18 protein-coding genes are annotated in these 13,121 nt (G+C 59.0%); 7 read left to right on the plus strand and 11 right to left on the minus strand.

Features of this window, described 5'->3' with window-relative positions; genetic code table 11:
• Positions 1–7: 7 nt before the first annotated feature.
• From ACZZZU_RS23260 to ACZZZU_RS23270, 3 genes are all read right to left on the minus strand, one after another.
• Positions 8–214, minus strand: a complete 207-nt coding sequence (locus tag ACZZZU_RS23260; protein ID WP_463551945.1) for a hypothetical protein — start codon at positions 212–214, stop codon at positions 8–10.
• 31 nt (positions 215–245) lie between these two features.
• Positions 246–914, minus strand: a complete 669-nt coding sequence (locus tag ACZZZU_RS23265; protein ID WP_463551946.1) for a gamma-glutamyltransferase — start codon at positions 912–914, stop codon at positions 246–248.
• 102 nt (positions 915–1,016) lie between these two features.
• Entirely contained in the window at positions 1,017–1,421 is a 405-nt protein-coding gene (locus ACZZZU_RS23270; protein ID WP_463551947.1) for a hypothetical protein, read from the minus strand.
• A 46-nt stretch (positions 1,422–1,467) separates the two neighbouring features.
• Between ACZZZU_RS23270 and ACZZZU_RS23275 the strand changes: the two genes are divergently transcribed.
• The 4 genes from ACZZZU_RS23275 (at position 1,468) to ACZZZU_RS23290 (ending at position 4,234) form a co-directional block, all read left to right on the plus strand.
• The gene (locus tag ACZZZU_RS23275; protein WP_463551948.1) at positions 1,468–2,715 is read left to right on the plus strand and encodes a polymorphic toxin type 44 domain-containing protein; all 1,248 of its coding nucleotides are present in this window, start codon (positions 1,468–1,470) and stop codon (positions 2,713–2,715) included.
• Positions 2,696–3,088, plus strand: coding sequence for a hypothetical protein (locus tag ACZZZU_RS23280; RefSeq protein WP_463551949.1), 393 nt, complete (start codon positions 2,696–2,698; stop codon positions 3,086–3,088). The genes ACZZZU_RS23275 and ACZZZU_RS23280 overlap by 20 nt, the downstream gene beginning before the upstream one ends.
• Before the next feature lie 186 nt (positions 3,089–3,274).
• Entirely contained in the window at positions 3,275–3,667 is a 393-nt protein-coding gene (locus ACZZZU_RS23285; RefSeq protein ID WP_463551950.1) for a hypothetical protein, read from the plus strand.
• 186 nt (positions 3,668–3,853) lie between these two features.
• Entirely contained in the window at positions 3,854–4,234 is a 381-nt protein-coding gene (locus ACZZZU_RS23290; protein ID WP_463551951.1) for a hypothetical protein, read from the plus strand.
• 145 nt (positions 4,235–4,379) lie between these two features.
• Here the strand turns inward: ACZZZU_RS23290 and ACZZZU_RS23295 are convergent, their stop codons facing one another.
• The gene (locus ACZZZU_RS23295) at positions 4,380–5,276 is read right to left on the minus strand and encodes a LysR family transcriptional regulator (protein WP_463551952.1); all 897 of its coding nucleotides are present in this window, start codon (positions 5,274–5,276) and stop codon (positions 4,380–4,382) included.
• A gap of 91 nt (positions 5,277–5,367) precedes the next feature.
• Here ACZZZU_RS23295 and ACZZZU_RS23300 point away from each other — a divergent pair, with 91 nt between their 5' ends.
• On the plus strand, positions 5,368–6,378 hold the full coding sequence (locus ACZZZU_RS23300; RefSeq protein ID WP_463551953.1) for an aldo/keto reductase: 1,011 nt from the start codon (positions 5,368–5,370) through the stop codon (positions 6,376–6,378).
• 105 nt (positions 6,379–6,483) lie between these two features.
• Here the strand turns inward: ACZZZU_RS23300 and ACZZZU_RS23305 are convergent, their stop codons facing one another.
• The 4 genes from ACZZZU_RS23305 to ACZZZU_RS23320 form a co-directional block, all read right to left on the minus strand.
• Positions 6,484–6,801, minus strand: coding sequence for an antibiotic biosynthesis monooxygenase family protein (locus ACZZZU_RS23305; protein ID WP_122494873.1), 318 nt, complete (start codon positions 6,799–6,801; stop codon positions 6,484–6,486).
• Positions 6,802–6,829: 28 nt separating this feature from the next.
• Complete coding sequence (locus ACZZZU_RS23310; protein WP_463551954.1) at positions 6,830–7,804, minus strand: zinc-dependent alcohol dehydrogenase family protein; 975 nt, start codon at positions 7,802–7,804, stop codon at positions 6,830–6,832.
• Between the two features lie 62 nt (positions 7,805–7,866).
• Positions 7,867–8,169, minus strand: coding sequence for an ArsR/SmtB family transcription factor (locus tag ACZZZU_RS23315; RefSeq protein ID WP_122494877.1), 303 nt, complete (start codon positions 8,167–8,169; stop codon positions 7,867–7,869).
• A 209-nt stretch (positions 8,170–8,378) separates the two neighbouring features.
• A complete protein-coding gene (locus tag ACZZZU_RS23320; protein WP_463551955.1) occupies positions 8,379–9,320 on the minus strand; it encodes a LysR family transcriptional regulator in 942 nt (313 codons plus the stop codon).
• 97 nt (positions 9,321–9,417) lie between these two features.
• On the opposite strand from ACZZZU_RS23320, the gene ACZZZU_RS23325 reads away from it, so the two are divergent.
• Positions 9,418–10,170, plus strand: coding sequence for an SDR family oxidoreductase (locus ACZZZU_RS23325; RefSeq protein ID WP_463551956.1), 753 nt, complete (start codon positions 9,418–9,420; stop codon positions 10,168–10,170).
• A gap of 146 nt (positions 10,171–10,316) precedes the next feature.
• On the opposite strand, the gene ACZZZU_RS23330 is transcribed toward ACZZZU_RS23325, so the two are convergent.
• Positions 10,317–11,096, minus strand: coding sequence for an SDR family NAD(P)-dependent oxidoreductase (locus ACZZZU_RS23330; protein WP_463551957.1), 780 nt, complete (start codon positions 11,094–11,096; stop codon positions 10,317–10,319).
• Positions 11,097–11,109: 13 nt separating this feature from the next.
• Positions 11,110–11,904 carry an NYN domain-containing protein gene (locus tag ACZZZU_RS23335; protein ID WP_463551958.1) on the minus strand — a complete coding sequence of 265 codons (795 nt, stop codon included), beginning with the start codon at positions 11,902–11,904 and terminating at the stop codon, positions 11,110–11,112.
• A 144-nt stretch (positions 11,905–12,048) separates the two neighbouring features.
• Between ACZZZU_RS23335 and ACZZZU_RS23340 the strand changes: the two genes are divergently transcribed.
• Entirely contained in the window at positions 12,049–12,273 is a 225-nt protein-coding gene (locus ACZZZU_RS23340) for a hypothetical protein (protein WP_122494893.1), read from the plus strand.
• A 9-nt stretch (positions 12,274–12,282) separates the two neighbouring features.
• Here the strand turns inward: ACZZZU_RS23340 and ACZZZU_RS23345 are convergent, their stop codons facing one another.
• Entirely contained in the window at positions 12,283–13,050 is a 768-nt protein-coding gene (locus ACZZZU_RS23345; RefSeq protein ID WP_463551959.1) for a sulfite exporter TauE/SafE family protein, read from the minus strand.
• Between the last annotated feature and the right edge of the window lie 71 nt (positions 13,051–13,121).

A 13,121-nucleotide genomic window follows, 5' to 3' on the forward strand; every position in this document is an offset into this window, starting at 1 on the left:
CGGGCCGTTACGCCTTGGCAATCTGCGGCGTTAGCAGCCACTCGGCGCTGTCGTTCCAAACGTCCATGTGGGTGATTTTGCCGTCGCGCACTTCGAAGCGGTCCAGATAACGGTTGCCGGAAAAGCTGCTGCCGTCGGGCCATTGGCCGAACAGCGTGCCGTTGGAATACACCACGGTGTGGTCGCCCCGGTCCATCCAGTCAAAGTTGCCCAAGGCTTTTTTGACCCAGGCATAGCGGCTGCCATTAAAGGCGGTGATGGCTTGTGGCGAGGCTATGGCGCGCCCGCCGGTGAAGGTGATTTGCGAATGCCTGGGCCAGTTCGCCTTGATAGAAATCCTGCACACCGTGGCGTGCCAGATGGCGAAGGGTGTCGGCCAGTTGCGGCTGGCGCAAAGAATCGCCCTCACGCAGCCAACGGCCCTCAGTCATGCACAGCGGTTGCAGGTCTGGCAATTGCGCAATCAACGGCTGGCGAAGCGTCTGCCAAAACAGTTGTGACTGCGACACCGGCGAGCCGGCGTCGGCCCTAAACGCCGCATCTTCCAGCACGTCCGCCCAGCCCAGTTTCGAGCCCCACTGTTGCCGACTGATCTGTGCCGCGAGCTGCCAGCTGGCCAATGCGCCGGCAGTGGTGGCAACCGATCCTGGGCCACGCAAGGTGATGGCGCCGCCGTCCGGCAAGCGCTGTCCGGCCTGACCAATCCCCACGATGGTGCGCACTTTGTCGTCGTGGATCATCCACAGGGCATCGCCGCCCAGGCCGGTCATATGGGGGAACACCGCGCCCAGCATGGCGCTGGCTGCCAGCATCGCGTCGATGGCTGTGCCACCCGCATCGAGAACCCGCATGCCCGCGGCGCTGGCCTCGGCATGGGGCGTGCAAATTACTGCTCGGTTGGAACTGGCAATCATCGGGAAGGGAGTCTTGCTGCTAGCTATGCATATTTTAATTGCTAGCAAAGCAATAACTGTGTCCCTGGTTTTTCCGGGCCGTAGTTCGGCCCACGGTTAAACCTACGGCTCTACAAAAAACTCGAAATCGCGCGCAATGGTGCCGTCGTCGCGGTAGCTGATGTACACCACTTGGCCGTCGCTGCCGGCGACAAACGCATAGGGCCATTTGCCGTTGGCTTTATGCATTTGCTCATACACCGGCATGAAGAAATCCAGCGTCTGGCCTTGCGGGTCGTACGGCAAATCGACAAAGAAGATTGGATAGTGGCCGCCGTTGCACAGCTGCAAACGGTGCAGCTTGATGCCGTTTTTCTCCAACACCAACCGCGTCGGGTGCTGCCAGGTAGTGAGGTCTACATCGTGGCAGTCGCTCGCCAGCTTTGTATAAAGCTCGGTTTTTTCAAGGGTAGTGCCTGCTATCGCCATGCTCGGCAGCAGTAGAAGCAAAGAGAGAAGACGCGGCACGGCTTGGCTCCAGAGAAGGGCGCTTAAAAGCCGGGATTCTAGGTTTTTGCCAGATAAATTTCTCATAAAAATTCCCGCGTTTTCGCTTGCTAGCCGGGCAGTTTTACTGCAGCGCAACCCGAGGCGGTTGGGCGTGAACTTGGGAGCCGTCCGATTTATTTCCGCTAACTACCGCCGCAGGCTGCTGCCCGGGATTAGCGGAGAGAAATCAATGAGCGAAGGTCATTTCATCGGCCTGGGTGATAAAACCACCTGCGGCGGAAAAGTGCTGGACGGTGACAGCAGAATCAATCTGTTCGGTGTCCTTCATTCCTGCGAAGGGGATCGGGTGTCTTGCGGCAAGGACGGAAAAATTTACCGGATCGTGGGTGGCATTTCCCATATGGTCAGTCATGGCAGGCTGATGGCCGGTACGTTGGACAGCTTCAGCAGTTGCCCATGCAAAGCCCGCCTGATCCCTTCTGTCTATCCAGCCACCTATCACCATGAAGCGCGTCCGGCAGCACAAACCGCTGCGGCCGGCGCTCAGTTATTAGCCCCTACCGTTGCGCCCTTTGCAGCTACTTCGGAGCAAGCCTGCATCCCCCTCGCCATCAACCCTGCGCTGTCAGAAGAAACGCCGCCGCCAGCCATATGCACACACCCCGACATGATGGAGCCAGTGGCCCGCTATATCGCCGAGGAAATGAACCGCAACATCACCCATCCCTCCGTCCTGAAAATGAAAGAACTCACAAGCTTTGACGCGGCAGCGGAACGGGAAAAGTTTGAAAAGCTTCCTTGGTATTTACGTCGTTCAACTCCGGATTTCCAAGCCATGGAGCTTGGTAACACCGTTGCTGCGATGGCGCTTTGGGCGGAGCGGGTTGGGCAAACGCGGCCGTGGGATCACAAGCTGACGATTGAGAAGCTGTTCGGCGCGAACTGGCATAAGCAAGGTCCAGTCGACTACTTCTACGACATCTGGTCGAACATCCATTACGGCTATGTGGGGCGCATTGGTGGGCTTTCTGAGGGCGTGCTGTTAGATGGCGCCGGGCTTGAGCAAATTGCATCAGATTCAATTCGGAAATTTAACGATTGGGAGGAACGAAGCTGGCCACACCGCTCAGCAGACATCGAAGGATTGCGAGCGTGGGACGACGTCGGCGACCGAGTGGCTATCAGCATTGGAGTCAAACTGTGCGAGCAGCATCCAAGCGGCGGGATTACAGCAAAGATGCTTATGGACGAGGTTTTGGCATTACCACGTTTAAGCTGGGGAGGTGCCACACGTGACCACATCTGCGAATAAACCGAAGCGGCACTTCTGGCGTTGGGTGTTGGTGCTTTTACTGGCTCCAATCGTCTTTTGGTATTTCGCCACACCTCAAGTGAACTTCCATTTCTCTGAAAAGGGCCAGGGGCCTCTGCACTACATTTTGATTGTTCAGGACGACAACTATAAAGGTGCGATCTACCCCGGTGAAGCCTCTGGCGGTCCCGGGCACATCTTCCCGAACAAGCGATTCTTTATGGAGTTGGATTGGAACAACGGTGGGAAATCGCACTGCATCATGGCCAAACCGAAGTGGCCCAAGATCAATATTTACATCGGCCCAGATGGCGCTATTGATCGCAGCCGCACTGACGGTAGCGTTATTGAAAAGTGTGGGCCCCTACCGTAATGGAGAACCCAAAATTCTGGCCTTGTAAGGCCTGAAGCGCCGAGCGATTCGACTTGCATCCGCTGATGCCCAGTTAAACCGACGGCTTGGCAAATCAAGTCGTTGGACTAAAACTGCGCCACTGCTTTTTAAACTTCGACGTCAGCAGACGTTAGGGCTGCCACGTTGAAGTTTGGGAAACGCCACATGACCAAATCTGCGAATAAAGCGAAGCGGCATTTCTGGCGTTGGGTTCTAGCGCTATTACTGTCCCCTCTGGTCTTTTGGTATTTCGCCACCCCCCAAGTGAGCTTCCATTTCTCTGACGAGGGAGAGGGGCGTCTCGGTTATATCTTGAATGTTCAGGACGTTATCTACAAAGGCGAGATCTACCCCGGTGAAGCCACCGGTGGGCCCGGGCACATCTTCCCGAACGACGGATTTTTTATGATGTTCGAATGGAACAACGGTGGTAAGTGGCACTGCATCTTGGCTAAACCGAAGTGGCCAAAAATCAATATCTACATCGGCCCAGATGGTGCCGTCGATCGCAGCCGCACTGACGCCAAGGTTATTGAAGAATGCGGGCCACTACCCTGACGGAACAACTCCACGCTCTGCCTTTTTGGGACGTGTGAAGCTCCGAGTTATTCGAAATCCGCTGATGTCTAGTTAAGCCAACGGCTTGGCAGATCAAGCCGTTGGATCGAAACCTCGTCTTACTTCTTCATAAACCCCGAAATCTGCAGCCTTTAGCTGCCACGTTCAAGGCTGGGAATTACAAACATGACCACATCTGCAACTAAACCGAAGCGGCACTTCTGGCGCTGGGTGCTGGCGGTGTTGCTCGCGCCTCTTTTCGTTTGGTATTTCGCCCTGCCCCGAGTCATCTTCCATTTCTCTGACAAGGGGCAGGGGCGTCTCGGTTACATTTTGAATGTTCAGCACTCTATTTCGAAAGGTGAGATTTACCCGGGTGAAACTACAGGGGACGTTGGCCACATCTTCCCGGACGAAAATTTCTTTTTTGAGTTTTACTGGGTCAATGGTGGAAAGTCGCACTGCACCAGGGTCAAACCCAAGTGGCCCGAAATCACTGTCTACATCGGCCCAGACGGCGCTATTGATCGCAGCCGCACTGACGTCGACGTCCTTGAAAAATGTTAACCACCACCATGATGGGCCACCTCCACAGCTTGGCCTTTCTTGAGGCCTGAAAGCTGCGCTATTCGACTTGCATCCGCTAATACCCAATCAAGCCTGACTAATCCTTTCTAGCCGTTCGATGCGCGCTGCAACGAAAAGGGCGCCATCAACGCCGCCATTCCTGCGCAAAGTCGATGAATGCCCTAAGTGCCGGTGGCACATGTCGGCGGCTGGGGTAGTAGATGAAAAATCGGCTGGGTAGTGCTTTGCAGTCCGCGAGCAGTTCTGTCAGTTGCCCGTTGGCGAGGTGTTCCCGGGCCATTTCCTCATAGACGTAAGCGATGCCGGCGCCGTCTTTCGCGGCCTGAATCATCAGGCTGTCGTCTTCCAATACGAGTGCGCCGGTTACGGCCAGGCGCAGGGGCTGGCGACCGTCGAGGTACTCCCATTTGTAGAGTTTTCCGCTCGGAAAGCGCCGGCCGATGCAGGCGTGTAGCAGCAGGTCATGGGGCGTTTTCGGTACACCGTTTTGCTTGAGATAGCCCGGCGTCGCGACGGTGACAAATGTCTGAGGTGCGCCAATGGCCATGGCAATCATGTCGGCGGCCAGGCTTTCACCGAAGCGTACGCCCGCGTCGAAACCGCTGGCGACGATGTCGGTCAAGCTGTCGTCGGTTTGCAGCTCCACGGTGATACGCGGGTACGCCGCCGAGAAGGGCGCTAACAAAGGGCCAATCACCAAGCGCGCAGCGGGCCGCGACACGTTAAGGCGCAACGTGCCGGCGGGCACGGGTTGTTGCGAGGTCAATTCGTGCAAGGCGCCGGTCACTTGCGCCAGGGCTGGCACCAGCGTGGCCAGTAATTGATGGCCCGCTTCGGTAGGCGTCACGCTGCGTGTGGTCCGGTTCAGCAGGCGCACGCCCAGGCGCTCTTCAAGGGTCCGCAGGGCATGGCTTAAGGCAGAGGGCGAGATGCCGCGTTCATCAGCAGCTTTGCGAAAACTGGCATGGCGAGCGACGGCGGCAAAGGCGTCGAGGTCGGACAGGTCGGGAAGTGCTTTCATGAATTCTATTCAGTAGCTCAAGCGAGATTGCCCATCTTATCGAGGGTAGCGTTCGCTCCGATACTGCGCCCTCAACTGAGCTGAGGTTTATATGCAGAAGCACCGTTTGGGCACATCCGACTTATTTATTTCGCCGATTGGCATGGGCACGTGGGCCATTGCCGGTCAAGGTTGGGAATTCAGCTGGGGCGCGCAGGACGACGGTGACAGCCTGGCAGCGTTGGAATACGCCGTTGAGCAGGGGGTGAACTGGATTGATACGGCGGCGGTTTACGGGCTTGGGCATGCCGAAGTGCTAACGGGTAAATTGCTGCGCCAGGTGCCAGCGTCGCGTCGACCCCTGGTGTTCACCAAGGGCAGCCTCGTATGGAGCGCTACGACCGGCGCTATCTCTCACTCGCTGGCCCCACACTCACTGCGCAAGGAAATCGAAGACAGCCTGCGCCGCTTGCAGGTAGACGCCATCGACCTCTACCAAATTCACTGGCCAGCGTTCCCGGCCACAGCCAGTAGCGAGGGCATTGAGGAGGCGTTGGTCACCCTGGCCGAGGCCAAGGCAGCGGGAAAAATCAGAGCCATTGGCGTTTCGAATTTCGACGTCACGCAGCTCAAGCGCGCCCAAGGCGTCACCGACATCGCCTCGTTGCAACCGCCGTACTCGGCACTGATGCGCGACATCGAGGCCGAGGTGTTGCCTTACTGCGCTGCGTCGCAGCTCGGCGTTATCGCCTACTCCACGCTGCAATCGGGCCTGCTCAGCGGCAGCATGAACCGCGCGCGCATCGCCCAGCTTCCCGACGACGACTGGCGCAAAGCGCGCAGCGCGGATTTCCAGGAACCGCGCCTGAGCCAAAACCTGGCGCTGGTGCAGGTGATGGCCGATATCGGCGCACGGCACAACGTGAGCGCGGCGGCAGTTGCCATTGCTTGGGTGCTGCGAACGCCGGTGGTGACCGGCGCGATTGTGGGCGCACGTCGCCGCCAACAGGTGGACGGCTTGCTCGACGCCACGCGCATTCGGCTTAACGATGAGGAACTGGAAGCGATACGACCGTATTTGCCAGAAGGCACCGGAGTGAACGTACCGGGAAGGGTGGCGTGATCATTTTGCCGGTTGGCGGTGCTCCGCTTTGCCGGTAGGCGTAAACGGGGCCAGATTTGTAAACGACCCTGACTCAGGATGATTAAAAAATCTGGCCCGTTTAATTCACGTGAACAATCCGCCACCCGCAGCAAACGCCGCGCCCTCGATGTGGTAGACGCTGGGTTCGTCAGAGAAATAATCCTCCAACCCCTGCATAAACAACCGATGGTCTTCACTCGCTTCGAAGCCTGGCGTGTGGTCTTCGAGCGACGCCCATTGCACGATCAGGTTGAACACCGCCGGCTGTTCAATGCCTTGGGCCAGCAGATGGCCGCCGTAGCCCTTGGCGCGTGTGAGTAGCGGGGCGACGCTGGCAAATGCACGGCGGAAACTGTCGATGCGGTCTGGGTGGACCGGCAGCAGAGCGATCTCGTAAATCATGGTGTATCTCCAATAGACGCAAGCGCGCTTAGGCAATGAGTGATGGCTCGACGGCAATCACGATTTTTCCTCGAAGACCGTTGTTCGGACCTTCCAGCCGGACATGGGCGGCACCGAGGTCGGCCAGCGAATACACGGCGCCCACGTGAGGTCGCAGCTGACCGCGTTCAACCAACGCGCTCAATTCGTCGAGCTTGCCGCGATTTTGTCGGGTGAACACGAAGTGGTAGCTCGCGTTTTTGCCCCAGGCTTGAATCACGTTTTGCGGCTTGGCGATGTCGACAATCGACACCACGCGGCCCAGCTGTGCGAGCACGTCCGGGCTGCGCGTGAGCGTGTCGCCGCCGATGGTGTCGAACACGACGTCGACGCCGTGGCCCGCCGTTTCGCGGTTGATGGCGGCTACGTAATCTTCTTTCTCGTAATCGATAACCACATCGGCGCCCATGCTGCGCACGAACTCGGCGTTTTCCTCACGTGCGGTGGTGTACACCTTCGCGCCAATGGCTTTTGCCAGTTGAATGGCCACGTGGCCGACACCGCCCGCGCCGCCGTGGATAAGCACGCTTTCGCCCACTCTCAGCGCTGCGCGCACCACTAAGGCTTCCCACGCCGTGCCACCCACCAGGGTGAGGCTCGCGGCTTCCAGATGGCTCAACGATGCTGGCTTCTTGCCGATGATGGCTTCGGCCGCCACGTGGTATTCGGCGTAACTGCCGGGGCCGTCAAAAATTTGCGGCGTGTACCAAACCTCATCGCCCGGCGCGAAGCTCGTCACGCCTGGGCCTACGGCTTCGACAACGCCTGATACGTCGTGACCGGTTATGGCGGGGAGGGGCACCAGGTCGGCGTAGTCGCCACGGCGAACTTGGTAGTCCAAGGGGTTGATGGAGGTGGCATGCACCCGCACCAGCACCTGTCCGGCGCCGGGTACGGGTTTTGGCACTTCGCTTAACTGGAACGATTGCGGGCCGCCGAAGGCGTTGAGCAACATTGCTTTCATGGTACATCCTCGTATCTAGATAAAGGGATATCGAGGAATCTCGATATCCGTGAGCAAAAAAATTAGAGACCTGTGCCTATGGTCTCGGCCAGAGCACTGATGTTTGCTTCATTGCGCTTGTAGTAAGTCCACTGACCGATGCGTGTGGCGTCGACCAGACCGACTCGTTGCAACGTCGCCAAATAAGCCGACACCGTTGACTGCGAAAGGCCGATGCCTTCCTGAATGCTACTGACGCAAACGCCAACCGTGTGAACGTCGCCCTCGTCTTGCGGAGGGAAATGTTTCTCCGGGTCCTTTAGGCCTTTCAAAATTTGAAGGCGTATGGGGTTGGAGAGGGCTTTGAAGATTTCGACGAGTTCCATGGGGAGAGAAGGATATCGAGATTATTAGATATGTCAATACGGTTGGGGTAATCGTTTTGGCGTGAGCTTTGTGGTCTTGGGGAAGGGGCGGGAATTTTGTTTCCAGGGTTCGCCGCCAAGGTGGCTCCTACACAGCCGTTACCCGTCTGTACGAAGGAGGCGAAACCGCCGTAGGCGTTAGCTTGCTAGCGAACCCCGCACACTAAAAATCACCCCCCACGGACCCGCTCATCCCATGGCGTAGGCGTGGGAAACAGCTCCTCCAAAAAACCTACAAACGCCTTCACATTCGGACTGCCGCGTCGGCTCTCCGGCCATAAAGCGGTGATGAACGAACGGTCTACGGCGTGCTCGGGAAACAGCGGCGTCAGTTCACCGCGCGCTACATACGGCGCGGCGACATAGGTAGGCGAAATGCCAATGCCGCCGCCGGCCGCCACCACGGCGGCGACTGCATCGCTGGCATCGATGGTGATGCCCGATTCCGGCGCCCATTCGCTGACGTTGCCCTCCACATTGAACGGCCAGCGCAAGGCCAGGCCGGAACTTTGGTAGCGGAAGTTCACGCAGTCATGTTGTTCCAGCTCGCTCAGGTGCAGCGGTGTGCCGCGCCGGGCCAGATACTCGGGCGAGGCGAATGCGGCGATGCGATGGGGCGCCAATGTTTTCGAGATCAATCGAGAGTCCGCCAGGTTGCCCACGCGTACGGCCACGTCGATGCCTTGCTCGATGATGTCGGCGAGCGAGTCGCCCAGGCGCAAATCTATGGCGAGCTTGGGGTAGCGCTGGCGAAATCGCGGTAGGGCCGGAGCCAGAATGTTCAAACCAATCGGTGGCGGCGCGGTGATTTTCAACGTGCCCGACGGTTCGGCACGCGAGGCCACGGCGGCCTGATCAATGGCTTCCACTTCTCGCAGAATGCGCAGGGCGCGCTCGTACAAATCGCGGCCTTCAGGTGTGAGCGTCAGCGAGCGGGTCGTGCGGCTGAACAGCTTGAGCGCGAAGTGCTGTTCAAGGCGCTGCACGCTTTTGCTGATTGCCGAGGGCGACACCGACAAATCCCGCGCGGCGGCGGTGTAACTGCCCAGCGACGCAGCGCGGGCAAAGGCAATAAGACCGGTCAGGCGGTCTAACCCTATTTGTTCCTTCATGGCATCAGTAAAGCGACTTATGGCCTAATTATCAATCTTCGCGCTTAGCTTTAGGCTTTCTCCCATCGACGCCATCCGGGCGTTCAAGGAGATAGACATGACCCCAACACCTGCTCTCAACAACGCGCTTCCCAGTAACCTGCACGGCCGCACCGTGGTGATTTTCGGCGGTACCTCTGGCATTGGTTTGGCCGCCGCCATTCAAGCCAAAGCCAGCGGCGCTCATGTCACCGTGATCGGCTCCAATGCCGCCCGCGCCGAAAACGCCGCCCGCGACAACGGCCTGGACGCCTGGCGCGCCGCCGACGTGACCGACAGCGCCGCCATTTACACCGCACTGGCAGATATCCCCCACGTCGATCACCTGGTTCTGCTGGCCGGCACCTACGTGGTGGGCAACGTGCTGGACGCGGAAATTGGTCTGCTGCACCGCGCCTTTGACGAGCGCATGTGGGCGTCCGTGCATGCCATTCGCGCCCTGAGCGAGCGCCTGGCCAAAGACGGCTCCATCACCTTCATTTCCGGCATGTTGTCGGAACGCCCAACGGCCCATGGCAGTGCGGTGCTGGCGGCTGCGTCGGCGGCGATGGAAGCCTTGGCCCGAGGCCTGGCGTTGGAATTGGCACCGATTCGGGTGAACACCTTGTCGCCCGGTCCGATCGACACGCCCATCTTCAGCAAAGCGCTGGGCGAAGGCCGCGATGCGTTCGTGAGTGCACTGGAAAAAACCTTGCCTTTGCGTCGTCTCGGCACCGCCGAAGAGGCGGGTGCGGCCACGGTTTTCCTGATGACCAACGGCTTTATGAACGGCGCCACGCTGAACATCGATGGCGGCGCACGGTTGGTCTGAGGAAGCCAGTCAGGCGGTGGACGAGGCATCAGCGCGTCATGAGCAGCTCGTTTTGCCAAGCTGCTCACGACGGGGCTGGAGTCAAGGGACAGATGTGGAGCGCGGGCAAGCGCTGCCTGTTGAAAAACACATTCTTGTCTTCCGGTTTACCGCGGCCCCTTGTTCTCCGCCAAACAATTCCCGCCATCGACCACCAGCACCTCGCCCGTTATATAGCTCGACTCAGACGAAGCCAGAAACGCCACTGCTGCAGCAACTTCCTCCGGCCTGCCGGCACGCCCAACTGGCACGTACTGCGCGGCAACCAATTCCTCAGCGGTGCTCGACTGGGTAGCAATCCATCCAGGCGCCACGGAGTTCACGGTGATGCCATACGGCGCCACTTCCAGCGCCAAGCTCATGTTCATACCCACCATGCCGGCTTTCGCTGCTGCATAGGCCGCCTCGCCAGGGTTGCTGACGCGGGTGCCGGTGGTGGAGCTGATTTGGACGATACGTCCGTACCCACGGTGCTTCATGCCCGGCAACACCGCGCGCGTTAGCAGAAACGCCGTGGTGAGGTTTCGCGCAATCGAGGTGTTCCAGGCCTCGAGGCTCATGTCGGCCAGGTCAGCGAACTCCTCGGCTTCGCCCTGAACGGCCATGCCCGCGTTGTTCACCAGCACATCGATGCGTCCCCAAAGCGATTCAGCCCACGCCACCAGGTCGGCGACCTGATCGGCTTGCGTGAGGTCGGCCGGTCGACCTTCTACCTCGTAGCCTTCACTGCGCAATTGCGCGACGCGGTCATGAATGCGCGCGCTGCTGCCGGTGACGATCAACTTCGCCCCCGCGTCGCCAAGGCGCTTGGCGATGGCAAAGCCAATGCCGTGCTCGCTGCCGGCGCCGCTGACCAGCGCGACTTGACCGCTGTGGTTGTCGTTCATGGTTTGCTCCCCATCATTTCCCCGGCTGCTTATGCCGCGCGTACAGCACATGGCCGCCAGTGCTCGTGCCACCGCGCATTTGCAATTCGAAGGCGTGCGGATGGCCCTTAATCAAGTCGCTCAGCTTCTTGAAACCATGGGCGCGCGGATCGAAGCCGGGTCTTAGTTTGGTGATGTTTGTGCCCAGTGCGCCGAGGTGCGCCCAGCCATCCTCGTCGGCGATGTCGTCCAGAATTTTGGCGATGAATTCTACGGGGGCTTTGGGCGGTTTCTTCGGTTGCGCCGGTGGGCTGGGTTTAGCGGGCGACACCGCGGCATTTTCAACGGCGGAGGTTTCGCTGACGACCACCAGGTCCTCACGCAGCAGTTCGGTGTAGATGAACTTATCGCAGGCGGACACAAAGGGCTGCGGCGTTTTGTCTTCGCCAAAGCCGTACACCGTTAGCCCTTCTTCGCGCAATCGCGAGGCCAGGCGGGTGAAGTCGCTATCGCTTGAGACCAGGCAAAAGCCATCGAAGCGCCGGGTGTACAGCAAGTCCATGGCATCGATGATCAGCGAACTGTCTGTCGCGTTTTTGCCTTTGGTATAGGCGAACTGTTGGATGGGTTGAATGGAGTGGTCGAGCAGCACTTTTTTCCAGCCGCCTAACTGCGGGCCGGTCCAGTCGCCATAGATCCGTTTGACGTTGGCAACCCCGTATTTTGCAATTTCCTCGAACAGGCCTTCGACGATGGATGCAGGCGCGTTGTCCGCATCGATCAGGACGGCGAGGTGTTTTTGGTTGCTGTTCGGCGAGTGGCTGGGCATGGTTCGTCCTTGAAGTGAGCGGCCAACATACCGAGAAATGCGCCGAGGTGGGACAGGTTTTTCTAAGCAGGCAGCGCGCGTAATGCGTCGTTACGCAGCAATGGCTGTTAAGCTCGCCGGCTTTTTTCGGGGAACGGATTCCAGATGGTTATGTTCTTGGTGTTGTCTGGGCTCGGACTCATCATCGCGATGCAGATCGCGATTGTCATCGTCGCGTCGAAACACTCGGTTCTGCACGCCTTGCTCTGCTTTGTTATTCCTTTTTATGTCTACGTGTATGGCAGGAAACAACCTGAGGCCAAGCCATTCCTGTGGCTGTGGTATCTGGGCGTGGCGCTGCTGGGCGGCAGCGCAATCGCAAACGCGTAGTCGCGGGCCCTACAGACTCAGGTAGCGGACAATCAATGCCAGTCCGCTGGCCAGCACCAACCACGTCACTAGCCGGATAAACGCCTCGCGCGACAGTCGCCGCGTGAGCTGCCGCCCCGCCCAAAGCCCTGCTGCCATCACCGGCAGCAACACCAATGCAAGCAGCAACAACGCACTATCGGCGTACACGCCCGCCAGCAGAAACAACCCCAACCGCACCACGGTGCTGCAACTGATTAGCGCACTCTGCGTGGCCCGGGCCTGTTCGCTGGAGTCGAGCCGCGCGTTTAAATACAGCGCATACAAAAAGCCACCGCTGCCAAATAACGCGCCAAATAATCCACCTACCGAGCCGGCCGGTAGCGCCCACCAGGGGCTGAGCTGAGCCGGTCGGCTTTTCACGGCCAAGCTGTACAGCGCATAGACGCTGACAAATAGACCCATCAGCAACAGCAGCACATCCGCCTTGAGCCGCAGCAAAAACACCACGCCCACCGTGCAGCCCACTGCCATGCACGGCAGCAATCGGAACAGTTCATTGCGCGCCACCGCCTTGCGCGCGGGCAGCCAGTTGCCGAAGGCGGCGACGAAGTCCAGCAGCACCAACAAGGGGATGATCCGCGACAGCGGCATAAAGTGAATCAGCACCGGCCCAGCCACTAACGCCGTGCCGAAACCGGCAACGCCAAACACCACGTAGGCCGCGGCAATGCCCGAGGCGATTAAAAGCCAATCGAGGGCAGAGAAGGGCAGTTGAGCGAGGACAGAGGCGAGCATGGAAAATCCGCTGTGAAGGAATGGAGCACAGGTTAGCCAATGGCGAGCCATGCCGACTAATATGCAAAACC

Source organism: Pseudomonas sp. AC136, assembly GCF_979258585.1.

Bases quoted from the DNA above. Each gene is read 5' to 3' on its own strand.
- ACZZZU_RS23265 (WP_463551946.1), bottom strand. From the start codon at position 914: ATGATTGCCAGTTCCAACCGAGCAGTAATTTGCACGCCCCATGCCGAG.
- ACZZZU_RS23285 (WP_463551950.1), top strand. From the start codon at position 3,275: ATGACCAAATCTGCGAATAAAGCGAAGCGGCATTTCTGGCGTTGGGTT.
- ACZZZU_RS23290 (WP_463551951.1), top strand. From the start codon at position 3,854: ATGACCACATCTGCAACTAAACCGAAGCGGCACTTCTGGCGCTGGGTG.
- ACZZZU_RS23295 (WP_463551952.1), bottom strand. From the start codon at position 5,276: ATGAAAGCACTTCCCGACCTGTCCGACCTCGACGCCTTTGCCGCCGTC.
- ACZZZU_RS23300 (WP_463551953.1), top strand. From the start codon at position 5,368: ATGCAGAAGCACCGTTTGGGCACATCCGACTTATTTATTTCGCCGATT.
- ACZZZU_RS23305 (WP_122494873.1), bottom strand. From the start codon at position 6,801: ATGATTTACGAGATCGCTCTGCTGCCGGTCCACCCAGACCGCATCGAC.
- ACZZZU_RS23310 (WP_463551954.1), bottom strand. From the start codon at position 7,804: ATGAAAGCAATGTTGCTCAACGCCTTCGGCGGCCCGCAATCGTTCCAG.
- ACZZZU_RS23315 (WP_122494877.1), bottom strand. From the start codon at position 8,169: ATGGAACTCGTCGAAATCTTCAAAGCCCTCTCCAACCCCATACGCCTT.
- ACZZZU_RS23320 (WP_463551955.1), bottom strand. From the start codon at position 9,320: ATGAAGGAACAAATAGGGTTAGACCGCCTGACCGGTCTTATTGCCTTT.
- ACZZZU_RS23325 (WP_463551956.1), top strand. From the start codon at position 9,418: ATGACCCCAACACCTGCTCTCAACAACGCGCTTCCCAGTAACCTGCAC.
- ACZZZU_RS23330 (WP_463551957.1), bottom strand. From the start codon at position 11,096: ATGAACGACAACCACAGCGGTCAAGTCGCGCTGGTCAGCGGCGCCGGC.
- ACZZZU_RS23335 (WP_463551958.1), bottom strand. From the start codon at position 11,904: ATGCCCAGCCACTCGCCGAACAGCAACCAAAAACACCTCGCCGTCCTG.
- ACZZZU_RS23340 (WP_122494893.1), top strand. From the start codon at position 12,049: ATGGTTATGTTCTTGGTGTTGTCTGGGCTCGGACTCATCATCGCGATG.
- ACZZZU_RS23345 (WP_463551959.1), bottom strand. From the start codon at position 13,050: ATGCTCGCCTCTGTCCTCGCTCAACTGCCCTTCTCTGCCCTCGATTGG.